The sequence below is a fragment of the Streptomyces sp. NPDC053560 genome (genome assembly GCF_044544605.1).
Classification (GTDB): Bacteria; Actinomycetota; Actinomycetes; order Streptomycetales; family Streptomycetaceae; genus Streptomyces.
This window is the reverse complement of record NZ_JBITXI010000003.1, coordinates 586,615-610,866: the sequence shown is the minus strand read 5'-3', so window position 1 is coordinate 610,866 and position 24,252 is coordinate 586,615. Positions and strand designations below refer to the sequence as shown.

Genomic DNA, 24,252 nt, shown 5'->3' with positions numbered 1-24,252 from the left:
CGGCGCGTACTGCAGGCGACGACGGCTCACGCCACCTCCGGCCGGCTGTCGTCGGCCGGTACGGCACCGATGTCCTCGCCGCGCTCCAGACGCTCGAAGAGCTCCTGGTCCTCCAGGTCGGCGCCGGTGCCCCCCAGGGCCCAGCGAGCCAGGCGGGCGGGCAGCTCGGCAGCCGGAACGTGCGGGATCTCCTGGTCGAACGCGCGTGCCTGCTCCTCGTCGAGAACGGCCCGGATCCCCGCGATGGTGCCGGGCAGCTCCACGACCTCGCCGCCGATCACGGTCTTCAACGTCGCTTCCACGGCCGACCTCCTCGCGCGACCTTCGTCGCGCCGGTGACCACCGTACGCCCATCGGACCCGGTCGTGTCCCGTGTACCGGCAAGACCCGGGGCCCCTGGGCAGCCGTGCGGCGCGGCAGGGCCGTGGACCCGCGGCACGGGTCCACGGCGGGCGGGGGACGGTGCGGGGGAAGGGAGCCGGTCAGCGCTGTGCCGTGATGCTCTGGGTCCAGTCGGCCATCTGGTCGTCCGTGAGGTGACCGGCCAGATCGGCCTCGCTGATCATGCCGACCAGCCGCTTGTTCTCGATCACCGGGAGCCGGCGGATCCGGTGGCCCCGCATCTCGTCCAGCACCTCGGTGACGTCGGCGTCCGCGTCGATCCAGCGGGGTGTGCCCTGCGCCATCTCTCCCGCGGTGACGCGGGTCGGATCGTGGCCCATGGCCACGCAACCGATCACGATGTCGCGGTCGGTGAGGATGCCGCACAGCCGCTCGTCCGCGTCGCTGATCGGCAGGGCGCCCACATCGAGCTCCCGCATCAGCTGCGCCGCGCGGTCCAGGGTCACGTCCTCGGGAATCCACTGGGCGCCGGGATGCATGATGTCTCCGGCAGTGGTCATGGAGGTACCTCCCATGCCGGACGGCCGGCGCGACGCCGGGCGCGCCGCAGGTCCCGACCCTCCCATTCTCATCCTCGGCCGGCGCCCCCGCATGTCCGCACGGGGTGCCCGCGGGCCGTACGGACCGGAACGCCCCGCGGGGCACCCCCGTCGCCGTGACGGTGGTGCCCCGCGGGGTGCTGCGGATGCGATCAGCCGTTTCCGTTGCCGTTCCCGGACAGGATCGGCACGTCGTCCACGATGTGCGACAGCGGCTCGTCGCCCTTGTTCTGCGTGGAGTTCTCGGTGCACTGCTGGTTCTGCGGGTTCGACAGCACGTTGACGTCCTGCACGGCGATCGGCACGAGGCCGACCAGCGCACCGACGTTGGCCTTCGCCGGAAGGCCGATGCACAGGTCGTTCAGCGAGTTCTGCACCAGGCCCGCCTGCGGGCTGAGGTTACCGCCGGTGGCCGAGTTGCCGTACGACGTCGAGGCGCCGTTGCCGCTCGCGTTGGTGGCCCCGTCGTCGTGGCCGAGGGCGACGGCACTGCCCGCACTGGCGGCGAGGCCGGCGGTCGCGAAGGTCAGGGCGGCCAGGGTGGCACGGATGCGCATTTCTCTCCTATGGACAACATAAGGAAGGGAGGAAGGCCCCAGTACATCCCCATCCGCGTACTGTCCTGTCTTATTCACCCGTTCATCGGCGTGTCCGCGTTCGTATCCCTTGGTATGCCGACATGGATACCTGGGCAGTGGTGACACCGTGTCTCACAGTGTCGGCGACACCGGAGACCGGGCCGGCGGGCCGCCGCGCCACCACGCCACCCAGACCCCGTGACCAGGTGGTTCTGCGGCCCGCCGGTCACCCCGCCCCGCCTGCCCGTCAGGTCCCCCTGCCACGGCCGGAATGCGTCGTACGAGCGGGCAGGCATCGGGTACTCTGACCGACGCCGGTGATCATGCCGGCCCAGGACCGAGGAGGTGAGACCCATTACCGCTGCAACAGGACGGGTCCTCCCTGCTCGCGTCCGCACGGTCCCCGCGGCACCCCTGCCGTAGCGACCGGAGGAGGGAGCCCGCCCGGCATCCGCCAGGCACCCGAAAGGCTTCCCGTGTCGCTTCTCGTTTCTCCTCGTATGCGCTCCCTCCGTTCCGCCGCCGTCAGCCGCCTCCGCGAAACCGGCTCGGTCTTCGCCGAGGACGAGGCGGACCTGCTGCTCGCCACCGCCGCCACCCCCGCCGACCTCGACGCCATGGTGGAGCGACGCGCCGCCGGCCTGCCGCTCGAACAGGTGCTGGGCTGGGCGGAGTTCTGCGGCCTGCGAGTGGCCGTGGCCCCCGGCGTCTTCGTGCCCCGCAGACGTACCGAGTTCCTCGCGGACCGGGCCATCGCGCTCGCCACCGCAGCCCCGCCCGGTGCACGCGCGGTCGTGGTCGACCTGTGCTGCGGCTCCGGCGCGGTGGGCGCCGCGCTGGCCGCCACCGTCCCGGCCCCCGGCGCGGAGCTGTACGCGGCCGACATCGACCCGGCCGCGGTCCGCTGCGCCCGCCGCAACATCCCCGCCACCGTGGGCCAGGTGTACGAGGGCGACCTGTACGAAGCGTTGCCGGACACCGTGCGCGGCCGGATCGACGTCCTCGTCGCCAACGTCCCCTACGTCCCCACGGACGAGGTCGGGCTGCTGCCGCCGGAGGCCCGGGACCACGAGCCGCTGGTCGCCCTGGACGGCGGCGCCGACGGGCTGGACATCCTGCGCCGGGTGACGGCCGGGGCGCCGGGCTGGCTGGCGCCGGGCGGCCACCTCCTCGTCGAGACGAGCGCACGCCAGGCGGCGTCGGCGGCCGGGGTGTTCCGCCGCAGCGGCCTGGCACCGCAGGTGGTCACGTCGGCGGAGCAGTACGCGACCGTCGTCATCGGCACCCCCGCCGCCTGACCCCCCGGTGCCCCACGGCGCGCCCGGAGCGGCCGGTCGCGCCACAAGGGCCGATGTGCGGTGAGGATCGGATCATGGCGGGAACCCTCCCCCCAGAGACCGGCCACCCGCACACGGGAAGGAGACGGACCGCGATGACCGCGCACCGTTCCGCCGACGCCAGCACACATCAGGACGACGAAGCACCAGGGAGCGCATCCGACGGCAACACCGAGTACGGCAGGAAGTCCTTCAAGCGGTCCCGGAGCCATTTCGCCGACCGCATCACCGCCGACGGCCGGGACGGCTGGCCCGTCGAGCCCGGCCGCTACCGCCTGGTGGTCAGCCGCGCCTGTCCCTGGGCCAGCCGCGCCCTGGTCTCACGCCGGCTGCTGGGGCTGGAGGACGCACTGTCGCTGGCCGTCACCGACCCGATCCAGGACGACCGCAGCTGGCGCTTCACCCTGGACCCGGACGGCCGCGACCCCGTACTGGGCATCCGCTACCTCAGCGAGGCGTACGACGCGCGCGAGACCGGCTACCCCGGCGGCGTCAGCGTGCCCGCGATCGTGGACGTGCCCAGCGGCAAGCTGGTCACCAACGACTTCCAGCAGATCACCCTCGATCTCGCGACCGAGTGGACCGCGCTGCACCGCCCCGGCGCGCCCGATCTCTACCCGGAGCCGCTGCGCGACGAGATCGACGAGGTCATGGACGGCGTCTACCGGGACGTCAACAACGGCGTGTACCGGGCCGGGTTCGCCACCGGGCAGCGGGAGTACGAGGAGGCGTACGAGGACGTCTTCCGGCGGCTGGAGTGGCTGTCGCAGCGGCTCGCCGACCGCCGCTACCTGGTCGGGGACACCCTCACCGAGGCGGACATCCGGCTCTTCACCACGCTGGTGCGGTTCGACGCCGTCTATCACGGCCACTTCAAGTGCAACCGGTACAAGCTGGCCGAGGACCCGGTGCTCTGGGCGTACGTGCGCGACCTCTACCAGACGCCCGGGTTCGGCGACACCGTCGACTTCGACCACATCAAGCGGCACTACTACCAGGTGCACACGGGGATCAACCCGACGCAGGTCGTGCCCCGCGGCCCCGACCTCGCAGGCTGGCTCACCCCGCACCACCGCGAGCAGCTGGGCGGCCGCCCCTTCGGCGACGGCACCCCGCCGGGACCGGTACCGCCCGGCGAGGAGGTGCCGCCCGCCGGGCGCCCCTGACGTCTCCGGGACGCATGGTCCTCAGGCGTCGTCGGCCGCGTGCACGCGGACGCCGCCGACGTACGTCTGAAGGACCCGGGCCGCCGCGATGTCCGCCGGGTCCTCGAAGGGATCGCGGTCGAGGACGGCGAGATCGGCGAGGTTGCCGGCGCGGATCGTGCCGGTGTCGTCGAGGTGGTTCACGTAGGCGCTGCCGGCGGTGTACGCGGCGAGCGCGGCCCCGAGGCCGAGGCGCTGCTCGGGGAGGAACGCCGGGGCCTCGGGCCCGGCGCCCGGCTGGCGGCGGTGGACGGCGGTGTGCAGCGCCGCCATCGGGGCGGGGCTGCTGACCGGCCAGTCGCTGCCGGCGGCGAGCGTCGCGCCGGAGCGGTGCAGGTCGCCGAAGGGGTACTGCAGGGCGGCCCGCTCCGCGCCCAGGAACGGGATGGTCAGGACGTCCATCTGCGGTTCGTGGGCGGCCCGCAAGGTAGCGGCGCGGAGGTGATTGACTGGGCCGCGCACCCGGGCACCGCCCGGCTCCGACGACGAAGGGCTGACCGACCGTGGCACCACCCGACCGCGTCACACCCGACCGCGTGACCGCCGAGCGCCGGCGGCGGCGCCCCACCAAGAGCGGTGTGGTCCTGTCGGCGGAGATGATCCTCGACAAGGCGCGGGAACTCCTCGACGAACACGGCGCGGAAGCCCTCACCATCCGCAGGCTCGGCACCGCCCTCGGCGCCGACCCCAGCGCGGTCTACCGCTACTACCGCGGCGCCGAGGACCTGCTGCTGGCCCTGGGGGACCGGCTCATCGGCGAGGCCCTCGACGCCTTCCGGCCCGACAACCACGAGGACTGGGCCGAAGCACTGCGGGAGTTCGGCCGGTGCGCCTACCGCGCGGCGCTGCGCCACCCACGCGTAGCCGCCCTCAGCACCTACCGCGTCACCCGCCGCCCCAACGAACAGCGCGCGGTGGAGACGGGCATCGGCCTACTGCGCCGAGCCGGCTTCGACGACGCCACCGCCGTACGCCACTACCACGCCTTCATCGACACCGTGCTGGGCCACGCGGCACTGGACGCCGCGGTACTGCGCCTCCCGGAGAACCAGCGTGCGGGCGACGCACAAGCCTGGAGCGAGGCCTACGCCGAACTCCCAGCCGACGACTTCCCCCACCTCCACGCGGTACGCACCCACCTCCCCACCATGGCGACCCCCGCCGTCGAACACACCATGGACCTACTACTGACAGCCCTACGAGCACAGGCCCCGGCCTAGCCGACCGACCACCCGTTCAGACATTCCATTCCAACAACTCCAATGCGAGCAGTGAGGGCACGGATGTGCGGGGCACCATCAGGCAATTCGCCCGAGGAGACATGGAAGACTCCACCGGCGCCACCGCCGCTCCACGGCCATGAGCCCTTCGCGGGGCTGGACGGCGCGACAATCGCCGACTTCTGGCGCTTCGCGCTGCCCGACTTCAAGATGAACAACGCCCGCGGCTACCTGGCCGAGTTCCTGGTCCATCGGGCCATGGGATCCTCGCACTCCCGGGTGGAGTGGCACAGCCACGACGTGGAGACCGAGAACGGGCTGCGCATCGAGGTGAAGACGAGCGCCTGCCTCCAGGCATGGGAGCAACGCCGACTCTCGCCCATCAAATTCACCGGCCTCCGCAGCAAGCGCTGGAACCCCCGCACCGGCTACGCCGACGAGGAGACGTACAACGCCCACGTGTACGTCTTCGCCGTACAGACGGCGCGCACTCACGAAGAGTACGACCCACCGGACATCACCCAGTGGGAGTTCTCCGTCCTCGGCCGCCCGCTGATGGAGCGCCTGGCCCAGAAAAGCATGAGCTATTCGACGGTACGCCGCCATGCCGGCGACAGCGTTCCGTACAGCGGACTGGCGGACCGCATACGCGCTGCCGATCCTCGTGAGCAAACTGCTTGACGGCCCGCGTGACTCGGCGGTGGTGACTGGCACTCAGGGCTGTAACCGGTTACCCGCGAGAGCTCCGATGCCGTGATCAAACCCAGCCAGTACCGCTGAACGATGGACTCAACAGACTCGGATCTATCAGTAACCGCCCGGCGGAGCAGTGTGCGGGCCCGCCTGTCAGCCCCTCAGCCCTTCAGTGCTGCGCGCAGTGCTGAGTACGCCGCGTCGTTTGCCTTCGTGGCGGCTGTGAGGTGGCCTGGCATGCCGAAGAAGCCGTGGAAGACGCCGTTGTAGCGGTGGATGTCCACCGGCACGCCGGCCTGTCGGAGGCGTAGTGCGTATGTTTCGCCCTCGTCGCGCAGGGGGTCGTACTCGGCGGTGAGGATGTGGGCCGGGGGGAGGGCGGTGAGGTCGGGGGCGGCGAGGGGGGAGGCATAGGGGTGGGTGGTGTCGTCGGGCTGGTCGCCGAGGTATTGCTGCCAGTACCAGCGGAGGTGGTCGGCGGTGACGAAGTAGCCGTGGGCGTTGTCGCGGTAGGACGGGGTGTTCTGCGCGGGGTCGAGCATCGGGTAGATGAGGAGTTGGAAGACGGGCATCGGGCCGCCGCGGTCGCGGGCCATGAGCGGGAGCACGGCGGCGAGGTTGCCGCCGGCGCTGTCACCGGCCACGGCGATGCGGGTGGGGTCGCCGCCCAGGTCCGCGGCGTGCGCGGCGGTCCAGCTCAGCACCGCGTACGCGTCCTCGGCCGCTGCTGGGAAGCGGTCTTCGGGCGCCCGTCGGTAGTCCACGGAGATGACGAGCGCGCCCGTCGCGTTGGCCATCTCCCGGCACATCCGGTCGTGCGAGTCCAGGTCGCAGATCACGAAGCCGCCGCCTTGGCAGAACACCACCACGGGCAGGGGGGCGTCGTCCGCCGCCCGTGGCCAGTACAGGCGTACCGGGACGTCGGGGGCGCCGGCCGGGCCGGGCAGCCGCCGGTTCTCGACGCGCGCGACCGGTACGGGCTCGGCCTGTGGGGCCGGCTGGGCGGCGAGGATGCGGCGTGCCTCGGCAGCGTCGAGCACCTCGGTGCCCAGGCGCGGGAAACGCGCCTCGGTCAGGTCGATGATTGCCTTGGCCACGGGATCCAACGGCACGTGCGCTCTCACCTCGTCGTGTGGTCGAGCCGGAAGCAGTATCCGGAAGCGGTACCTGGAAACGGTACTTAGGAGCGGTACTTAGAAGAAGTGTTTCGATTGGAAATAGTGCTGATCGAGATGGCAATGCTTCCGTGACCACGCCGCACGGAGCCCAACACCCTTCGGCAGGCGTCAGTCCGTCTTCTTGCCGCGTCTGCGCGGGCCCGATCCGGACGCGGGTTCCTCGGCCGCGCGTACCGTCGCCGCCACCTCGTCGAGGTCGCGCAGCGCCGACTCGGCGAACTCCCGCTCCGCTTCGTAGTACTTCTCCGACCACCGCAGGACCAGCTCGGTGTACGCCCAGGACGGCTCCTTGGCCGAGCCCTCGGCCGTGGCGCGGGCCCGGTGCGTCATCTTCTCGGCGTACGCGCGGTGCTGTTCGAGGATGTCCCGCAGCTGCTCGGGCTCCGTCATGTGGCCGAGCCACAGCCGCAGCATCACCCCGTGCTTGAGCACCGGCGGCTCGACCGGCGCTTCGCTCACCCAGCGGGCGGCGGCCTCCTTGCCGCTCGCGGTGATGCTGTACATGCGCTTGCCGCGCACGCCGTCGTCCTGGGACACCGTCCGCGAGGTGACGTAACCGTGCTTCTCCAGGCGCTTGAGCTCGCCGTAGACCTGGCTGGCCGACGGGCTCCAGTAGAAGAAGTGCAGGCTCGCGTCGGCCCACTTCTTCAGGTCGTAGCCGGACAGCTCCTCCCCGAAGGAGAGCAGCCCCAGTACCGCCCAGCTGGTGGGCGGCAGTCCGGCGGGGTCGAAGGGTGCGGTGGACTCGGTCACGGGCGCGAGTATAGGACCGATGCCGCAGGTGAGCGGCGGTGCGTCAGCCGGAACCGGGATCGTCCCGCAGCTCCTCCCGGGCCGCCCGGCGCAGTTCGGTCTTCAGGACCTTGCCGCTCGCGTTGCGCGGGAGTTCCGGTACGAGGTGGAAGCGGCGCGGGACCTTGAAGTTGGCGAGGCGCTCGCGGGCCCAGGCCGTGAGCGCTTCCGGGGCGGGCGGTCGCTGTGCGGGATCGGGGACGACGAAGGCGACGCCGACCTCGCCCAGCCGCTCGTCCGGCGCCCCGACGACGGCCACCTCGGCGATGCCGGGATGGGTGCCGAGGATGTTCTCCACCTCCGCCGGGTAGGCGTTGAAGCCCCCGACGACGTACATGTCCTTGAGGCGGTCGGTGAGGGCCAGATAGCCGTGCGCGTCCAGTACGCCGATGTCGCCGGTGTGCAGCCAGCCGTCGGCGTCGACGGTGCGCGCGGTGGCCTCCGGGTCGTCGAGGTAGCCGGCCATGACGTGGTAGCCGCGGGTGACCACCTCGCCGGGCCGGCCGGGCGGCAGCACCCGCCCGTCCGGGGCGACGACGCGCAGCTCGGTGCCGGGCAGTGCGACGCCTACCGTCCGGGCCACCGTCGCGGCGTCGGCGTCAGCGGGACAGATCGCGGTCACCCCGGTCGACTCGCTGAGCCCGTACGCGGTGAAGACGTCCGTGGCGCCGAGGTCCCGGCGGATCTCCTCGATGAGCGTGGTGGGGATCATGGCGGCGCCCGTACCGGCCAGCCGCAGTGCCGACAGGTCGTACCGTTCGCGCTCGGGGTGCCGTACGAGGCTGTGGAAGACGGTCGGCGGGCCGAGCAGCACGCTCACCCGCTCCGCCGCCATCCGGCGCAGGACGCGGTCGGTGTCGAAGACCGGCTCGGGGAGCATCGTCACGCCCCGCAGGAGGCAGCCGAGCACCCCCGCCTTGTAACCCATCGTGTGGAAGAAGGGGTTGACCAGCAGATAGCGGTCGCCGGGGCGCAGCGTCACGGTGCGGGACCAGGTCTCGTAGACCCGGACGGTCTGCCCGTGCGTGATCATCACACCCTTGGGCCGGCCCGTCGTGCCGGAGGTGTAGAGGATGTCGGAGAGGTCATCCGGGCGTACGGCGGCGGTGCGGGCGGCCCGTTCGGCGTCCGGTACCGCCGCGCCCGCGGTGAGGTAGGCGTCCCAGGGCACCGCGCCGTAGGACGGACCGGTGGACGCGGCGCCCTCGCGCAGTACGACGGTGTGCCGCAGTGCGCCGAGGTCCGCGCCCGAGCCGTGCAGCATCGCCACGTAGTCCGTGCCGAGGAAGTCCCGCTCGGTGAAGAGGAGTCGGGCACCGCTTCGGCGAATGATGTCGGCGGCCTCGGCCGCCTTGTAGCGGGTGTTCACCGGCACCAGCACGGCCCCCGCCGCGACCGCGCCGAGCGCCGCCACGATCCACTGCCGGCTGTTCGGCGCCCAGACGGCCACCCGGTCGCCGGGCGTCACACCGTGGGCCATGGCGGCCCGCGCGGCCGCGTGCACCTCGTCCCGCAGCCGCGTGAAGCTCCACCGCACCTCGCCGTCCGCCAGCGCCTCGGCCGCGCCGAACGCGTCCGCCGCACGGTCCACCAGCTGCGCGACCGTGCCGTGCCGCACCGGGTCCGGCTGTCGTCCTCGGGGGCTGTCCGCCTCGACCTCGACCTCGACCACGCTCACGCCCTCCCGCTCCGCCGCGTTCCGCGGCGTCCGCCGCTGTCGTGCGGGCCATCACACACGGCGCCCGCCGGCTGTGGCTATGACGAAGTCCCGTCCAGTGGGAGAAGCGGGACGTCCGCTCCCTAGACTGCCGGAGTGGCGGAAGAGCGAAGCACTGCCGGGGTGGCGGAAGAGCGGAACACTGCCGGGGTGGCGGAAGAGCGGGACGGCGGCCTGGCGCGGCGGCTCCCGGCGACGAGCTGGGCGGTGCTCGGACTGCTCTCGTTCGGCGAGGAGCTCTCCGGCTATGACATGAAGAAGTGGTCGGACTGGTCGCTGGGGTTCTTCTACTGGAGCCCGTCGTACAGCCAGATCTACGGTGAGCTCAAGCGGTTGGAGAAGGCCGGTTACGCGGCCTCGCGCACGGTGGTGCCGGAGAACGGCGGGCGCGGCAAGCGCGTGTACCGGATCACCGAGGAGGGCAGCGCGGCGGTCAGCGCCTGGACACGGGAGGCACCGGTCGAGCCGCCCGTACTGAAGCACGGCGTCATGCTGCGCCTCTGGCTCGGGCACCTGACGGGCCCGGACCGGCTGCGCGAGGTGCTCGGCCGGCACAAGGAGTACGCGGAGACCATGCGGCGGCGGGCCGCGGCCGACGCCGAGGGCGCCGGCACGGAGGACGCCTGGGCGTACACCGCGCTCACCCTGAAGTGGGCCGAGCGGTACTACGCCGCCGAGCGCGACCGGACCGCCGCGATGCTCGCCGACCTGGCGGAGCTGGGGGAGCGGCAGGACCGGGAACTGCCGGAACGGCGGGACCGGGAAGAGGGCGGCGGGGCCTGAATCATTCGGCGGGCCAATCCGGCCGGTCAATCAGGCCGGTCAATCAGGCCGGTCAATCCGGCAGGCCGATCCGGCAGGCCCTGAGAAAACTCCCGCGGACAGCTACCCCGCTCGGTCTCAGGAGGCTGCGCGAGCATGGCGTTGAGGCGCTGCAACACGTCGAGTTGTGCGGGGCTGTACAGGTCCCTCAGGCCCTTTCCGGCCGTCTTCTTGGCGAAGGCCTTGCCCCGAGGGGCGTCGGCGTGCGGTGTGTTCAGGTGCGGGTGCTCCGCGAACAGTTCCCGGACGCCGGGCAGCATCCGCTGCCGGGCAGCATCCGCTCGGCGAGTCCTGGCGGTCCGCTCGTCGGCATCGGCGGGCAGGGCGTCGAACTCCCTGTTCATCTCGTCGTCGGCATCCGCATCAGCGCGGCGTAGGTCCGCCGCGGGGCGGGCCCGGCGACGCGCGTCAGCACGGTGTACAGGGAGCGGTCGGCCTCGGACAGCCGCGCCCGGCCGGCGCGAACTCGGGCGGCAGGTCGGCCGGCAGGGCAGCTGGGGTGCCGAAGCGGTGAACGCGGCCGTCCTGCGCACCATGGCGGCGGTCTCCGCGGGAACCGCCGCCGCTGTCACCGATTAACCCCACAGCCCCAGTTCGGCGGCGAGCCGGGCGCGGTGCTCGGCCGGCGGGCCGAAGAGCTGTCCGGTGGCGTGCGCGCGCTTGAAGTACCGGTGCGCTTCGTGTTCCCAGGTGATGCCGATGCCGCCGTGCAGCTGGATCATCTCGGCCGCCACCACAGAGAAAGCCTCCGAGCAGACCGACTTCGCGACGGCCGCGGCCCGGCCCGCCTCCGGCGCCCCCGCGTCCGCCGCGAACGCCGCCCCCAGCGCGGCCGACCGGGCCGACTCCACCAGCACGTACGCGTCCGCCAGCCGGTGCTTGACCGCCTGGAAGGAACCGATGGGACGGCCGAACTGCACGCGGTCCTTGGCGTGCGCGACGGTCAGTTCCAGGCAGCGCTCGGATGCGCCGACCTGCTCGGCGGCCAGTGCCGTACAGGCCGCGTCCCGTACCTGCCGCAGGACCCGTTCGCCGTCGCCCGCCGTACCGAGCAGCCGTCCCCGCGCACCGTCGAGGACCACCCGCGCCAGCGCCCGCGACTGATCCATCGTCACGGCTGCCTCGCGCAGCACGCCCGCGCCGTCCGCCGCCACCTCGAAGAGCGACACCCCGGCATCGGTACGCGCCGCCACGAGCAGCACCTCGGCCGCGGCGCCGTCCAGCGCGTACTCCTTGGTCCCGGTGAGGGCCCACGCCCCGTCCGGTCCCCGCTCGGCCCGTGCCCGGACCGCCGCCGGATCCCAGGACCCCCGCTCGGCCCACGCCAGCGCCCCGACGGCCCGGCCCTCGGCCAGCCGCGGCAGCAGTTCCTTGCAGGCCGCCCGGTCGCCCGAGGCCAGCAGGGCCTGAACGGTGAGCACCGCCGACCCGAGATACGGCACGGGGGACAGCGCCCGGCCCAGCTCGGCCATGACGACATGGACCTCGCGCGCCCCGCACCCGGCCCCGCCGTACTCCTCGGGAACGGCGAGCCCCGCGACGCCGATCTGCGCCGTCAGCGGGTGCCAGGCCGCCGCGCCCTCGTGGCGCGCGAGCAGCGCCCGTACCGCGGACCGCAGCTCCTCCTGTTCCTCCGTCGGTGTCAGTTCCCGCATTCCCCGGCCCCTTCCGGCGTGTGCTCCGGTCCGGCGGCCGCGGTGGCGAGGACCCGGGCGCGGCAGGCGGCGGGGGTGCCCCAGGCCGAGCGCAGGGCCCTGGCCTTGCGGATCCAGAGGGAGAGGTCGAGTTCCTCGGTGTAGCCGACCGCTCCGTGCAACTGGAGGGCGGTGCGGGCCGCGGCGTACGCGGCTTCGCAGGCGGCGACCTTCGCCGCGGGCACGTCCGCCGGGGCGCCCGCGGCCATGCCCAGCGCCGCCCCGTACAGCAGCGGCTCGGCGAACTCCACGCCGATGAGGGTGTCGGCCAGCCGGTGCTTCACCGCCTGGAACGACCCGACGGCGACTCCGAACTGGGTGCGCTGCCGGACGTAGGCGACGGTGTGCGCCAGCAGCGCGCGGGCCAGGCCCAGCGCCTGTGCCGCCGTGGCGAGCGCGGCGACATCGGTGGCGTACGCGGCCGCCGCGGTCACCTCGGGCCCGTGCGCCAGTACGGTCCCGCCGACCGGCTCGGCCAGCCGGCGCGCCGGATCGGTGGACGGCTGGACGGGGCCCGTGCTCCCGGCCCGCCGTACGGTCTCCCCGGACACGGCGAGCACCAGGTCAGCGGCGTCGGCGTCCAGCGCGTACGGGCCGCCGCCGATGCCGCCGGCGGGGGAGAGCAGGCAGAACGAGGCGACGGTCGCGCCCGAGGCGACGCCGGGCAGCAGCTCCGCTGCCGTCGGCTCGTCCCCGAGCCGGTCCAGGAAGGCCGCAGCGGCCACCGTCTCCACGACCGGGCCGGGCACCGCATGACGGCCCAATTCGATGAAAGATACGACCAGTTCGACTGGCAGAGGGCCCATGCCGCCGTGCTTCTCCGGTACGGAGAGGGCGAAGACGCCGGCGTCGGCGAGCCGGGACCACAGTGCGCGGCCGGGCCCGGTGTCCCCGGCCGACCAGGACCGGACCACCGCGGGCGTGCCGGCCGCGGTGAGCAGGGCGTCCAGGGAACGGGCGAAGTCCCGTTGCGTTTCGTCGAGGAGGAACCGCATCACCGGCGTCCTTTCGGCAGACCGAGCAGCCGCTCGGCGATGATGTCGCGCTGGATCTCGTTGGTGCCGGCGTAGACCGGCCCGGCCAGCGCGAAGGTGTACCCCTCGGCCCAGCCTCCGTGCCCCGGCGCGTCACCTGCGGTGTCCGCCAGTTCGCCGTACGGGCCGAGCAGGTCGAGCGCTGTCTCGTGCAGCGCGATGTCGTACTCGGACCAGAAGACCTTGTTCAGGCTGGACTCCGCCCCCAGGTCCCCTCCGGCCGCGATACGGGACGCGTTGCGGTACGTGAAGAGCTGGTAGGCACGGGCACCGATCACCGCGTCGGCCACCCGGTCGCCGAGCGCGGTGTCGGCCGGGTCGGCCCGCTCGCGCCACAGCGCCACCAGCCGGTCGGCCGCCGCGCTGAAGCGGCCCGGACTGCGCAGCGTCAGCCCGCGCTCGTTGCCCGCGGTGCTCATTGCCACCCGCCAGCCCTGCCCCGGCTCCCCGATCACGTCCGCGTCCGGCACGAACACCTCGTCGAGGAAGAGTTCGGCGAAGGCGGGCTTGCCGTCGAGCCGCCCGATGGGGCGCATGGTCACCCCCGGCGTGTCCAGCGGGAACATCAGGTACGTCAGTCCCCGGTGCGGCTTGCCCTCGGCGGCGCCGGACGGGTCGCTGCGGAAGAGGCCGAAGGCCCGGTCGGCGAAGGCGGCCCGGGACGACCAGGTCTTCTGGCCGCTGAGCAGCCACCCCCCGTCGGTCCGCACCGCCGTCGAGCGCAGCGACGCCAGGTCCGAGCCCGCCTCCGGCTCGGACCACGCCTGGGCCCAGACGGTCCCGCCGCTCGCCATGGCCGGCAGGATGCGGGCGAGCTGTTCCGGGGTGCCGTGCTCGAAGAGGGTGGGGGCCAGCAGGTTGATGCCGTTCTGGCTGACACGGCCGGGCGCACCGGCCGCGTAGTACTCCTCCTCGAAGAGCAGCCAGCGCAGCAGGGACGCGCCCCGGCCGCCGTACTCCTCGGGCCAGGAGACCACCGACCAGCGCCCGTCGGACAGTTCGCGCTCCCATTCCCGGTGGGCGGCGAAGCCCTCCGCCGTCTCCAGGGAGGGCAGCGGGGTGCGCGGCACGTGTGCGGCGAGCCAGGCGCGGGCCTCCGCCCGGAACGCCTCGTCCGCGGGGGAGAGGTCCAGGTCCATCAGGAGGACGCCTCCTTCATGCCCCGGATGTCCATGCCGCCGAGGGAGTCCCGCGCGGTCTCGGCGTTGTGTGCGTGGGCGAGGTGGTGCAGGCCGAAGACGGAGTCGAGTCCGGTGTGCAGGCCCTGGAGGTCCTCCGCCTGGTTGACCGCGCGCTTGGTGAGGGCGAGCCCCATGCGCGGCATCTCGGCGATCCGGTGGGCCAACTGCTGTGTTTTGTCGGCCAGTTCCTCGCGCGGCACGACACGGTTGATCATGCCGATCTCGTACGCGCGCTGTGCCGTCATCCGGTCACCGGTGTAGAGGAATTCCTTGGCGATGCGGGGCGGCATGACCCAGGGGTGGGCGAAGTACTCCACGCCCGGTATGCCCATGCGGACCACGGGATCGGCGAAGAACGCGTCCTCGGAGGCCACGATCAGGTCGCAGATCCAGGCGAGCATCAGGCCGCCCGCCACGCAGGCGCCCTGCACACTCGCGATCACCGGCTTGGGCAGTTCGCGCCAGCGGCGGCACATCCCGAGGTAGACCTCGGACTCGCGGGCGAAGCGGCTCTCCGCGCCCTCCTTGTCGCTGTGGTCCCACCACAGGCCGGCCTTGCGGTCGAAGGGCAGGTGCGCGTCGCGTTCGGGGGTGCCGATGTCGTGGCCCGCGGAGAAGTGCTTGCCGTCGCCCGCGAGGACCACGGCCTTGACCTCGTCGTCGTCGGCCGCGCGGTAGAAGGCGCGGTCCAGGGCGTACGTCATCGCGGAGTTCTGGGCGTTGCGGTAGGCGGGGCGGTTCATGGTGACCGTCGCCACCGGTCCCTGCCGCTCGTAGCGTACGGGCTCGTCGTCGGGCACAGCGGGCATCTGCGACTCCTTCCCTAACAAGTGTTTGGTAGGTTAACTTAGCGGCATGAGCAGCGTCGAGGAGTTCCGCACCGAGGTCCGCACCTGGCTGCGGGATCATCTGGCGGGCGAATTCGCGGAGTTGCGTGGCCGTGGCGGACCGGGCCGGGAGCACGAGGCCTTCGCCGAACGTCTCGCCTGGGAACGGCACATGGCGGCCGAGGGCTGGACCTGCGTCGGCTGGCCCGAGGAGTACGGCGGCCGCGGCGCGACCCTCGCCCAGCAGGTCGCCTTCCATGAGGAGTACGCCCTCGCCGACGCCCCCGCACGCGTCAACCACATCGGCGAGCAGCTGCTCGGCCCCACCCTCATCGCCTTCGGCACCCCCGCGCAGCGGGACCGCTTCCTCCCGCGGATCGTCTCGGTCGAGGAGCTGTGGTGCCAGGGCTACAGCGAGCCGGACGCCGGCTCGGACCTGGCCAACGTACGGACCCGGGCCGAGCGGGACGACAAGGGCTGGGCCGTCACCGGGCAGAAGATCTGGACCTCGCTCGCGCACGAGTCCGACTGGTGCTTCGTCATCGCCCGCACCGAGCCCGGCTCGACCCGCCACCACGGCCTGTCCTACCTGCTGGTGCCGCTCGACCAGCCGGGCGTCGAGGTCCGGCCCATCACCCAGCTCACCGGCACCTCGGAGTTCAACGAGGTCTTCTTCGACGGAGCGCGCACCGACGCGGCGAACATCGTCGGCGAACCGGGCGACGGCTGGCGCGTCGCCATGGCCACCCTCGGCTTCGAGCGCGGCGTCTCCACCCTCGGCCAGCAGGTCGGCTTCCGCCGCGAACTGACGGCCGTCACCGAACTGGCCAAGGCCAACGGCGCCGCCGCCGACCCGCTCATCCGCGACCGGATCGCCCGCGCCTGGACCGGACTGGAGACCATCCGCTGCAACGCACTGCGGATGCTCGACGGCGTTGCTTCCGGGGCGCCCGGACCCGAGGCCTCCATAGGAAAGATCGTCTGGGCGACCTGGCACCGTGAGCTGGGCGAACTCGCCATGGACATCTGCGGCGCCGACGGCATGCTGGCCGCCGGCGAACCGTACGACCTCACCGACTGGCAGCGGCTGTTCCTCTTCTCCCGCGCCGACACCCTCTACGCCGGCTCCAACGAGATCCAGCGCAACGTCATCGCCGAGCGCGTCCTCGGCCTGCCCAAGGAGGCACGCCCGTGACCCCGCCGCCCTCGTACGTACCCGGCCACGCACTCCTCGCCGGCCGCACCGCCGTGGTCACCGCCGCGGCGGGTGCGGGCATCGGCGGTGCCACGGCCCGCCGCCTCCTGGAGGAGGGCGCCGGCATCGTCGTCTCCGACGCGCACGTCCGCCGGCTCAAGGAGTCCGAGGCGGCGCTCGCCGCGGAGTTCGGCGCGGACCGGGTCGCCGCGCTGCCCTGCGACGTCACCGACGAGGACCAGGTCACCGCGCTCCTCGACCTCGCCGAGGAACGCCACGGCCGTCTCGACATCGTGGTGAACAACGCCGGGCTCGGCGGCACCGCGGACCTGGTCGACATGGCCGACGAGCAGTGGGACCGGGTCCTCGACGTCACCCTCAACGGCACCTTCCGCTGCACCCGCGCCGCACTGCGCCGCATGAAGGCCGCAGGACAAGGCGGTGCCGTCGTCAACAACGCCTCGGTCGTCGGCTGGCGCGCCCAGCGCGGCCAGGCCCACTACGCCGCCGCCAAGGCCGGCGTGATGGCCCTGACCCGCTGCGCCGCGGTGGAGGCGGCCGAGTACGGCGTCCGGGTCAACGCCGTGTCGCCGAGCCTGGCCATGCACCCGCACCTGGCGAAGGTCACCACCCCCGAACTGCTGGCGGAGCTGACCGAGCGCGAGGCGTTCGGCCGGTACGCGGAGCCCTGGGAGGTGGCCAACGTCATCGTCTTCCTCGCCAGCGACTACGCGTCGTACATGACCGGCGAGGTCGTGCCGGTCAGCAGCCAGCGCGCGTGAGGGGCGGGCGACAATGGTGCGGTGCCAACCGCCAAGAAGAAGTCGAACGTGAGCCCGTCCCCCGAGCGCCGCCGCGAGCTGCTGGACACCGCCGCCGAGGTGTTCGCCGAGCAGGGCTACAACGCCACCACCGTACGGAAGATCGCGGACGCGGCCGGCATGCTGGCCGGCAGCCTCTACTACCACTTCGATTCCAAGGAATCGATGCTGGACGAGATCCTCGCCACCTTCCTGGACGAGCTGTGGGCCGGCTACGACACCGTGCTCGACGCCGGCCTCGGCCCCCGGGAAACCATCGAGGCCCTGGTCACCGAGTCCTTCCGGGAAATCGACCGGCACCGCGCCGCGGTCGCCATCTACCAGAAGGAGGCCCGGGCCCTCGCCGCGCAGCAGCGCTTCTCCTACCTCGCCGATTCACAGGTGAAGTTCGAGAAGGCGTGGCTGGGCACGCTGGAGCGGGGGGTGGCCGCGGGAGTGTTCCGCGCCGACCTCGACATCCGGCTCACCTACCGCTTCATCCGCGACACCGTCTGGGTCGCGGTGAGCTGGTACCGCCCGGGCGGACAGCACAGCCCGGAGGAGATCGCCCGCCAGTACCTGTCCATGGTCCTGGACGGCGTCGCCGTACGCACGTAATCCCACGCGCCCCTGCGAACCGACCGAGGAGCAGCAGCCATGGCCGAGGCCTACATCATCGACGCGATACGCACGCCCGTCGGACGGCGGAACGGCGGGCTCGCCGCCGTCCACCCGGCCGACCTCGGGGCCCATGTGCTCAAGGCGCTCATGACGCGCACCGGCATCGACCCGGCCGCCGTCGAGGACGTGGTCTTCGGGTGCCTGGACACCGTCGGGCCGCAGGCCGGTGACATCGCCCGCACATGCTGGCTGGCGGCCGGGCTCCCCGAAGAGGTGCCCGGTGTCACCGTCGACCGGCAGTGCGGTTCCTCCCAGCAGGCGATCCACTTCGCCGCGCAGGGGGTGCTCTCCGGCACGCAGGACCTGGTCGTCGCGGGCGGCACGCAGAACATGTCGATGATCCCGATCGCCTTCGCCAGCCGGCAGGCAGCCGAGCCGCTCGGGCTGACCGAAGGGCCCTACGCGGGCAGCGAGGGCTGGCGGGCCCGCTACAGCGACGCGCCGGTCAACCAGTTCCACGGCGCCGAACTGATCGCCGAGAAGTGGGGCATCACCCGCGAGGCCATGGAGGAGTTCGCGTTCCGCTCCCACCAGCGGGCCGTCCGCGCCATCGACGAGGGCCGCTTCGAACGCGAACTCGTCCCGTACGGGGACGTCACCGCCGACGAAGGGCCGCGCCGGGACACCTCGCTGGAGAAGATGGCCGGGCTCAAGCCGGTGGTCGAGGGCGGCCGGCTGACCGCGGCCGTCTCCTCGCAGGTGTCCGACGGCGCCTCGGCGATGCTCCTCGCCTCCGAACGGGCCGTACGGGAACACGGCCTGACCCCGCGCGCCCGCGTCCACCACCTCTCCGTACGCGGCGAGGACCCGATCCGGATGCTGTCCGCGCCGATCCCGGCCACCGCGCACGCCCTGAAGAAGACCGGCCTGACCATCGACGACATCGACCTGGTCGAGATCAACGAGGCATTCGCGCCGGTCGTACTGGCCTGGCTGAAGGAGACCGGCGCCGACCCGGACAAGGTCAACGCCAACGGCGGCGCCATCGCCCTCGGCCACCCCCTCGGTGCCACCGGCACCAAGCTCATGACCACCCTCCTGCACGAACTGGAGCGCACCGGCGGCCGCTACGGCCTCCAGACCATGTGCGAGGGCGGTGGCCAGGCCAACGTGACCGTCGTCGAACGGCTCTGACCGCGGCCGGTGCGGGCTCGCTCCTCTCCGGCCGCCACGACCTCGCGGGCCGGCGCCAGCAGGTCCGCGACGGCCGGATGGCCCGGGCCTTCGCGGCGGGCGAAGACGACGGGGACCGGCGGGGCGTCCGAGAGCGGGCGGTGGACCACCGACGGACGGGTGTGGTTGCGCGGGGTGGCCGTCGTGGAGATCCCCACGGCACGGCCCGCTGCGCCGCAGCAGCGGCACGGTGTGGTCGCCGAACGCCTCGCCGGTCTGCTGTGGGCGGGACTCGCACTCGCCGGTGTCTACCTGCTGAGCGACGGCGGCTTCCACGGGCTCGCCCCTTCGGGCGTGCCCTACGCCCTGGAGCCGCTCGCCCTGCGCCGGCTGCCTGCCGCCACGTTCGCGGTGCTCACCAGCCTGGCGCCGGCCGTCGGGGCGGCGGCCGGCTACTTCGTACTGGGCCAGGGACTGACGCTGCCGCAGTGCGCCGCGATCGGGACGGTGATCGCGGCGAGCGCGGGAGCGGTACGGACGGGCCGGCGCTGAGCCCTCTCAGCCGCGCGGTTCAGTCCACCAGGCGGGAGCGGAGCCTCGCCAGGGTGCGGGAGTCCAGGTCCAGCCCCTCGGTGAGGTAGCCGTCGAGGCCGCCGTAGTCCCGCTCGGCCTGGTCGACGGCGGCCCGGAGGTAGTCCTTGCGGACGGCCAGCAGCGGGGTGAGCAGGTCCGCGTCGCGCATCTGTCCGCTCTTCTCCAGCCCCGCGCGGGTCCGGCGGTCGGCCGCGGCCCGCAGGTCGTTGGAGAGGAGGTAGTCACCGGTCGCGGTGGCGTCCGGTACGCCGACGGCGCGGAGCAGTACGTAGCTCAGCCAGCCGGTGCGGTCCTTGCCCGCGGTGCAGTGGAAGAGCAGCGGAGTGCCTCTGCCGTCCGCGAGGTCGCGCACGGTCGCCGCGAACTGGCGGCGGCTCTGCGCGGCGGTGACGAACGACCGGTACGTGGCGCGCATCAGCCGCTCCGCCCGGCCGCCCCCGAGCAGCCGCCGCTGCGTGTCCGGATCCTTGCTGCCCAGTGCCTCGTTGGTCGTGTCGTTCAGCCGGCGGTCCTGCACGGGCCGGGAGACCAGCTTCAGGCCGCGCGGCAGCCGGTCGGCGCCGTCGCGCGCGGTCTCGGCGGGGACGCGCAGGTCCACGACGGTGCGCAGGCCCAGACCGGTGAGTTTCTTGCCGTCCGCGGGGCTCAGTTTTCCGAGCCCGTCGGCGCGGAAGACCCGGCCGTACCGGACGTGATGGCCGTCGCGGGTGCGGTAGCCGCCGAGGTCGCGCACGTTGACCGCGCCCCGCAGCTCGACGCGGTGGACGGTCTCGGCGGCGGGGCCGGGTGAGGAGGTGGGCGAGGAGGCGGGCCGGTCGGGGGCCGGGTCCGCCGCACAGGCGGGGAGGAAGCCGAGGGCGGTGGCGAGCAGCACTGCCGCCGTACGGCGGAGGTGAGTGGCGCGCATGGGTCACTCCAAGGGGGGGAGGGGATGTCCGGGGTGCGGTGTGCCGGAAGTTCCTTGGGAGGGGGAAGCGCGGGGCCGCCCCGGGCCATGGCGCGCCGGAGTCGGCCCGTGGCGGGCAAACGGAGCGGACCGGGGTCAGTCCGCTGCGGGCAGGGCGCGGAGTGTGGCGTGAGCCTCCGCCATGACGCGGTCGACCAGCTCGGCGCAGGACGGCAGGTCGTCGATGAGCCCCGCGACCTGCCCGGCCGCCATCACGCCCAGGTCCGTACGGCCGTCCACCATCGACCCCTTGAGCAGCATGGGCGTATTGGCGGCCAGCAGCACCTGACTCCAGGTCAGGTCCCTGCCGTGCTTCATGGCCAGGCCGTCGCGGACCATCCGGCGCCAGCTCATGCCGGACTCGCGCTTGAAGGCCGCGGCGTGGCGCACCGCGCGCAGCAGCGATGCGGCCCGGCCGGAGCGCTCCAGCGCGTCGACCAGTTCGCTGCGCAGCATCCGGTGGGGAAGGCCGTCGACGGCGGTGGTGACGGTGACGTCCTTGACGGTCGCGGCGAGGTACCGGGCCTTGACCGCGTCCGGGACGGTGCTGTCGGAGGTGAGGAGGAAGCGGGTGCCCATGGCGATGCCGGCGGCGCCGTATGCCAGCGCCGCCACCAGCCCCCGCCCGTCCCGGAACCCGCCGGCCGCCACCACCGGGATGTCCACCGCGTCCACGACCTGCGGCAGCAGTACGCCGGTGGCGACCTCCCCGGTGTGGCCGCCGCCCTCGCCACCCTGCACGATCACGGCGTCGGCACCCCAGGCGGCCACCTTCTCCGCGTGCCGCCGGGCGCCGACGGACGGCATGACGATGACGCCGGCGTCCTTGAGCCGGGCGATCAGCTCTTGGGAGGGGGCGAGGGCGAAGGAGGCGACCCGTACGCCCTCCTCGATGATGATCCGGACGCGGTCGGCCGCGTCGCCCGCGTCCGCACGCAGGTTCACCCCGAACGGCGCTTCCGTACGCGCGGCGACCTCCCGGACGGCAGCGCGCAGCTGGTCCACGGTCATGGTGGCCGACGCCAGAATGCCCAGCGCGCCCGCGTTCGCCGCGGCCGAGACGAGCCGGGGGCCCGCGACCCAGCCCATGCCGGTCTGCACGACGGGGTGCCGCACACCGACCAGCCGTGTCAACGGCGTGGCGAGCGTGGCCTCCGCCGTGCGGGGGCGCTCCGGTGCCGTCATGCGGGGACCTCCCGGTCCCGCAGCCCGTCGGGGTCGATGACCTCACGGATCAGGCGCAGCTCTGCGGCCGTGGGTTCGCGGGTGTACGGCACCGGGGCGGGGACGTCGAGCGGGAAACCGGTGGCCTCGCGGACCTGCTCGACCGTGACACCGGGGTGCAGCGAGCGCAGCCGCAGGGTGCGGTCCGGGGTCTCGAAGTCGAAGACGCCCAGGTCGGTGACGACCTCCGGGATGCGGTGGTACCGGGTGGCGGAAGGGCCGGCCGCGGCAGCCCGGTCGTACCCGACCCCGCTCACCATGTCGACCCGCTCCACGAACACCCGGCGCGAATGCCGCGGAACCCAGTAACTGGTGGGATTATTAAGGGTATTGACCGGCGCTCCCCGCACTCCGAGCAACTGGCGCTTCGGCCGGCCCCAGTCGCCGATGCAGCTGATGTTCTGATTGCCGTACCGGTCGAGCTGGCTCGCGCCCATCATCACGTGCCGCCGCCCGGTGGCCACCAGCGCCAGGTGCTGCCGATAGGGCAGCCAGCCCTCGGTCACCTCGGACCGCGCCCCGACCGCCGGCACGTCCGCCATCAGCAGTGCCTCCCCGTCCGTCAGCAGCAGGTCGGGGGAGAAGGTGCGCTTCGCCAGCCGGGCACCGATCGACGGGACGGTACCCATCGGACTGGCCAGCACCTCGCCCGCGTCGCGCCAGACCTCCGCGCAGGCCAGTACGCAGTACTCGGCCCTGGTCGCCTTCACCGTGGTCATGCGGACCCCTCCTCGTGGAACGCCGCGACCGCGGCCTGGTACGTCTGCTCGTCACCGGACAGGAACCGCCGGACGAAGGCCTCCCAGGCCTCCGGGTCCTTGGCGGCCCGCACGTACGCCCGCTGGAACGCCTCGTCGCGTCCGTGGTCGGGCTCGCAGGAGGTGAAGTGCGCACCGTTCGGGGTCTCGGTCACCCCGGTCACGAACGCCCGCTTGACCAGCAGTGACTGTGGTCCGGCGGCCTTGAGCAGCTCCGCGGTGTCGACGATGCGCTCGCAGGACAGGTACGCGGCGTCCGCCGCCTGGCAGAACAGGTCGTCGAAGTACGGGTCGGGGCCGAGGTACTGGCCGTTGCCGCGCGCGTCGGCCCGGTCGAGGTGCACCAGCGCGGCGTCCAGCCGCAGCGCCGGCACGGCGACCAGCTCCTCGCCGTCCTCGTACGGCGAGGTGACCGTGCGCAGGGACGGGTTGACCGTCATCACGTCCGAGCCGAGCCCCGCCCGGATCGGCATGAACGGCAGCCGGTGCGCGGCGGCGGTGAGCCCCCACATGACCATCGCCTCGTCCAGCTCGGTCAGTTCGAGGCCGCCACCCTGCCGGGCCGCGCAGAAGTGCGGCTCCAGCGGGACGGAGTCCAGCGTGCCGAAGGCGGTGACCAGTCTGCGGATCCTCCCGGCGGCCGCGAGCAGCCCGACGTCCGGGCCGCCGTAGGACACCACGGTCAGGTCGGTGACGTCCGAGCGCAGCAGTGCACGCACCAGCGCCATCGGCTTGCGCCGCGAACCCCACCCGCCGATGCCGAGCGTCATGCCGCTGGAGAGGCGGCCGACCACCTCGTCGGCGGTCATCGTCTTGTCCGCGCTCATGACGGCTGCTCCTTTGCTGTGCTGGTTCCGGTGTTGGTGCTGTCGCCCTCGCCGTCGCTGCTGCTGCCGCTGCCGCTGCCGCTGCCGCTGCCGAAGGTGTCGCGTACGCGGTCGGCGATGCCACTGAGGTTGGCCTCGAAGGTGAAGCCCTGCTCGAAGCGGTAGCTGCGGCGTACGTCGACCGGATCGATGCCGTTGATGGCGGCCTTGGCGAGACGGATCAGAGTCCCGTCCTTGGCGGCGATCTCGCCCGCCAACTCACGTGCCGCGCCGTCCAGTTGTCCACGTGGTACGACGCGCCAAACGGAGCCGTACTGCCGCAGCTGCTCGGCGGTGACGGTGCGCGAGGTGTAGTAGAGCGTCCGCATCACGTGCTGCGGGACCAGCCGGGCGAGATGGGTGGCCGCACCCAGCGCGCCGCGGTCCAGCTCGGGCAGGCCGAACGTCGCGTCGTCGCTCGCCACGATGGCGTCCGCGTTGCCCACCAGCCCGATGCCGCCGCCCAGACAGAAACCCTGCACAGCGGCGACCACCGGCACTTCGCAGTCGTACACGGCGGCGAACGCTTCGTAACAGCCTCGGTTGGCGCCGAGCAGCGCGTCGTGACCGGGCGTGCGCTGCATCTCCTTGATGTCCACACCGGCGTTGAAGCCGCGCCCGGCGGCGGCAAGGACGACACAGCGCACCTTCGGATCGGCCCCGGCGGCGCGTACCGCTGCGGCCAGGTCGTACCAGCCCTGCACGGGAAGGGCGTTCACCGGTGGGAAGTCCACGGTGACGACCGCGATGCCCTCTTCGGGTGTGGAGGTGGAGACACTCATGAGCAGATCAGCTACCTTTCCACCAAACGTTTGTTAGGGCGCGTGCAGGCAAGGTAGCAGCGGTCGGCGCGCCG

At 72.7% G+C, this 24,252-nt stretch carries 26 protein-coding genes and 1 pseudogene; 10 read left to right on the top strand and 17 right to left on the bottom strand.

Annotation, left to right across the window (positions count from 1 at the left end):
• Window positions 1-26: 26 nt before the first annotated feature.
• From ACIGQF_RS09725 to ACIGQF_RS09715, 3 genes are all read right to left on the bottom strand, one after another.
• On the bottom strand, window positions 27-302 hold the full coding sequence (locus ACIGQF_RS09725) for a hypothetical protein (RefSeq protein ID WP_399707580.1): 276 nt from the start codon (window positions 300-302) through the stop codon (window positions 27-29).
• A gap of 180 nt (window positions 303-482) precedes the next feature.
• A complete protein-coding gene (locus ACIGQF_RS09720) occupies window positions 483-902 on the bottom strand; it encodes a CBS domain-containing protein (protein ID WP_399707578.1) in 420 nt (139 codons plus the stop codon).
• A 191-nt stretch (window positions 903-1,093) separates the two neighbouring features.
• Window positions 1,094-1,498, bottom strand: coding sequence for a rodlin (locus ACIGQF_RS09715; protein WP_399707576.1), 405 nt, complete (start codon window positions 1,496-1,498; stop codon window positions 1,094-1,096).
• A 521-nt stretch (window positions 1,499-2,019) separates the two neighbouring features.
• On the opposite strand from ACIGQF_RS09715, the gene ACIGQF_RS09710 reads away from it, so the two are divergent.
• Together ACIGQF_RS09710 and ACIGQF_RS09705 are read left to right on the top strand one after the other, a co-directional pair.
• Complete coding sequence (locus tag ACIGQF_RS09710; protein ID WP_399707574.1) at window positions 2,020-2,817, top strand: putative protein N(5)-glutamine methyltransferase; 798 nt, start codon at window positions 2,020-2,022, stop codon at window positions 2,815-2,817.
• A gap of 134 nt (window positions 2,818-2,951) precedes the next feature.
• A complete protein-coding gene (locus tag ACIGQF_RS09705) occupies window positions 2,952-4,022 on the top strand; it encodes a glutathione S-transferase family protein (protein ID WP_399707572.1) in 1,071 nt (356 codons plus the stop codon).
• A gap of 21 nt (window positions 4,023-4,043) precedes the next feature.
• On the opposite strand, the gene ACIGQF_RS09700 is transcribed toward ACIGQF_RS09705, so the two are convergent.
• Window positions 4,044-4,571 (bottom strand): amidohydrolase family protein, encoded by a 528-nt coding sequence (locus ACIGQF_RS09700; protein ID WP_399707570.1) that lies wholly within the window; start codon window positions 4,569-4,571, stop codon window positions 4,044-4,046.
• Between ACIGQF_RS09700 and ACIGQF_RS09695 the strand changes: the two genes are divergently transcribed.
• Both ACIGQF_RS09695 and ACIGQF_RS09690 read left to right on the top strand, forming a co-directional pair.
• On the top strand, window positions 4,565-5,281 hold the full coding sequence (locus ACIGQF_RS09695; RefSeq protein WP_399707568.1) for a TetR/AcrR family transcriptional regulator: 717 nt from the start codon (window positions 4,565-4,567) through the stop codon (window positions 5,279-5,281). The genes ACIGQF_RS09700 and ACIGQF_RS09695 overlap by 7 nt on opposite strands.
• Window positions 5,282-5,332: 51 nt before the next feature.
• On the top strand, window positions 5,333-5,962 hold the full coding sequence (locus ACIGQF_RS09690; protein WP_399707566.1) for a hypothetical protein: 630 nt from the start codon (window positions 5,333-5,335) through the stop codon (window positions 5,960-5,962).
• Window positions 5,963-6,135: 173 nt separating this feature from the next.
• Here ACIGQF_RS09690 and ACIGQF_RS09685 read toward each other — a convergent pair whose 3' ends face one another.
• From ACIGQF_RS09685 to ACIGQF_RS09675, 3 genes are all read right to left on the bottom strand, one after another.
• Window positions 6,136-7,086 carry an alpha/beta hydrolase gene (locus tag ACIGQF_RS09685; RefSeq protein ID WP_399707564.1) on the bottom strand — a complete coding sequence of 317 codons (951 nt, stop codon included), beginning with the start codon at window positions 7,084-7,086 and terminating at the stop codon, window positions 6,136-6,138.
• 174 nt (window positions 7,087-7,260) lie between these two features.
• A complete protein-coding gene (locus ACIGQF_RS09680; protein WP_399707562.1) occupies window positions 7,261-7,905 on the bottom strand; it encodes a PadR family transcriptional regulator in 645 nt (214 codons plus the stop codon).
• Window positions 7,906-7,948: 43 nt separating this feature from the next.
• Window positions 7,949-9,622 (bottom strand): FadD3 family acyl-CoA ligase, encoded by a 1,674-nt coding sequence (locus ACIGQF_RS09675; protein ID WP_399707560.1) that lies wholly within the window; start codon window positions 9,620-9,622, stop codon window positions 7,949-7,951.
• Window positions 9,623-9,757: 135 nt separating this feature from the next.
• Between ACIGQF_RS09675 and ACIGQF_RS09670 the strand changes: the two genes are divergently transcribed.
• Complete coding sequence (locus tag ACIGQF_RS09670; RefSeq protein WP_399707558.1) at window positions 9,758-10,444, top strand: PadR family transcriptional regulator; 687 nt, start codon at window positions 9,758-9,760, stop codon at window positions 10,442-10,444.
• A 26-nt stretch (window positions 10,445-10,470) separates the two neighbouring features.
• Here the strand turns inward: ACIGQF_RS09670 and ACIGQF_RS09665 are convergent, their stop codons facing one another.
• The 5 genes from ACIGQF_RS09665 to ACIGQF_RS09645 form a co-directional block, all read right to left on the bottom strand.
• A complete protein-coding gene (locus ACIGQF_RS09665; RefSeq protein WP_399707556.1) occupies window positions 10,471-10,827 on the bottom strand; it encodes a hypothetical protein in 357 nt (118 codons plus the stop codon).
• 231 nt (window positions 10,828-11,058) lie between these two features.
• Complete coding sequence (locus ACIGQF_RS09660) at window positions 11,059-12,129, bottom strand: acyl-CoA dehydrogenase family protein (protein WP_399707646.1); 1,071 nt, start codon at window positions 12,127-12,129, stop codon at window positions 11,059-11,061.
• A complete protein-coding gene (locus ACIGQF_RS09655) occupies window positions 12,126-13,172 on the bottom strand; it encodes an acyl-CoA dehydrogenase family protein (protein WP_399707554.1) in 1,047 nt (348 codons plus the stop codon). Before ACIGQF_RS09655 ends, ACIGQF_RS09660 begins: the two co-directional genes overlap by 4 nt.
• Window positions 13,172-14,350 carry an acyl-CoA dehydrogenase family protein gene (locus ACIGQF_RS09650; RefSeq protein ID WP_399707552.1) on the bottom strand — a complete coding sequence of 393 codons (1,179 nt, stop codon included), beginning with the start codon at window positions 14,348-14,350 and terminating at the stop codon, window positions 13,172-13,174. The genes ACIGQF_RS09655 and ACIGQF_RS09650 overlap by 1 nt, the downstream gene beginning before the upstream one ends.
• Window positions 14,350-15,201, bottom strand: coding sequence for an enoyl-CoA hydratase (locus ACIGQF_RS09645; protein ID WP_399707550.1), 852 nt, complete (start codon window positions 15,199-15,201; stop codon window positions 14,350-14,352). Before ACIGQF_RS09645 ends, ACIGQF_RS09650 begins: the two co-directional genes overlap by 1 nt.
• Before the next feature lie 46 nt (window positions 15,202-15,247).
• On the opposite strand from ACIGQF_RS09645, the gene ACIGQF_RS09640 reads away from it, so the two are divergent.
• From ACIGQF_RS09640 to ACIGQF_RS09620, 5 genes and pseudogenes are all read left to right on the top strand, one after another.
• A complete protein-coding gene (locus tag ACIGQF_RS09640; protein WP_399707548.1) occupies window positions 15,248-16,414 on the top strand; it encodes an acyl-CoA dehydrogenase family protein in 1,167 nt (388 codons plus the stop codon).
• Window positions 16,411-17,196 carry an SDR family oxidoreductase gene (locus tag ACIGQF_RS09635; RefSeq protein ID WP_399707546.1) on the top strand — a complete coding sequence of 262 codons (786 nt, stop codon included), beginning with the start codon at window positions 16,411-16,413 and terminating at the stop codon, window positions 17,194-17,196. Before ACIGQF_RS09640 ends, ACIGQF_RS09635 begins: the two co-directional genes overlap by 4 nt.
• 21 nt (window positions 17,197-17,217) lie before the next feature.
• A complete protein-coding gene (locus ACIGQF_RS09630) occupies window positions 17,218-17,832 on the top strand; it encodes a TetR/AcrR family transcriptional regulator (protein ID WP_399707544.1) in 615 nt (204 codons plus the stop codon).
• Window positions 17,833-17,871: 39 nt separating this feature from the next.
• Complete coding sequence (locus ACIGQF_RS09625; protein ID WP_399707542.1) at window positions 17,872-19,029, top strand: acetyl-CoA C-acetyltransferase; 1,158 nt, start codon at window positions 17,872-17,874, stop codon at window positions 19,027-19,029.
• Between the two features lie 231 nt (window positions 19,030-19,260).
• Window positions 19,261-19,560 (top strand): annotated as a pseudogene (locus tag ACIGQF_RS09620) (EamA family transporter); the annotation flags it as partial.
• A gap of 19 nt (window positions 19,561-19,579) precedes the next feature.
• Here the strand turns inward: ACIGQF_RS09620 and ACIGQF_RS09615 are convergent.
• The 5 genes from ACIGQF_RS09615 to ACIGQF_RS09595 all read right to left on the bottom strand — a co-directional run bounded on the left by ACIGQF_RS09615 (window position 19,580) and on the right by ACIGQF_RS09595 (window position 24,178).
• A complete protein-coding gene (locus ACIGQF_RS09615; protein ID WP_399707539.1) occupies window positions 19,580-20,509 on the bottom strand; it encodes a tyrosine-protein phosphatase in 930 nt (309 codons plus the stop codon).
• A 135-nt stretch (window positions 20,510-20,644) separates the two neighbouring features.
• Window positions 20,645-21,733 (bottom strand): NAD(P)H-dependent flavin oxidoreductase, encoded by a 1,089-nt coding sequence (locus ACIGQF_RS09610; RefSeq protein ID WP_399707537.1) that lies wholly within the window; start codon window positions 21,731-21,733, stop codon window positions 20,645-20,647.
• Entirely contained in the window at window positions 21,730-22,491 is a 762-nt protein-coding gene (locus tag ACIGQF_RS09605; protein ID WP_399707535.1) for a CoA-transferase subunit beta, read from the bottom strand. The genes ACIGQF_RS09610 and ACIGQF_RS09605 overlap by 4 nt, the downstream gene beginning before the upstream one ends.
• Window positions 22,488-23,357, bottom strand: coding sequence for a CoA transferase subunit A (locus ACIGQF_RS09600; protein ID WP_399707533.1), 870 nt, complete (start codon window positions 23,355-23,357; stop codon window positions 22,488-22,490). The genes ACIGQF_RS09605 and ACIGQF_RS09600 overlap by 4 nt, the downstream gene beginning before the upstream one ends.
• A complete protein-coding gene (locus tag ACIGQF_RS09595; protein WP_399707531.1) occupies window positions 23,354-24,178 on the bottom strand; it encodes an enoyl-CoA hydratase family protein in 825 nt (274 codons plus the stop codon). The genes ACIGQF_RS09600 and ACIGQF_RS09595 overlap by 4 nt, the downstream gene beginning before the upstream one ends.
• Window positions 24,179-24,252 lie beyond the last annotated feature (74 nt).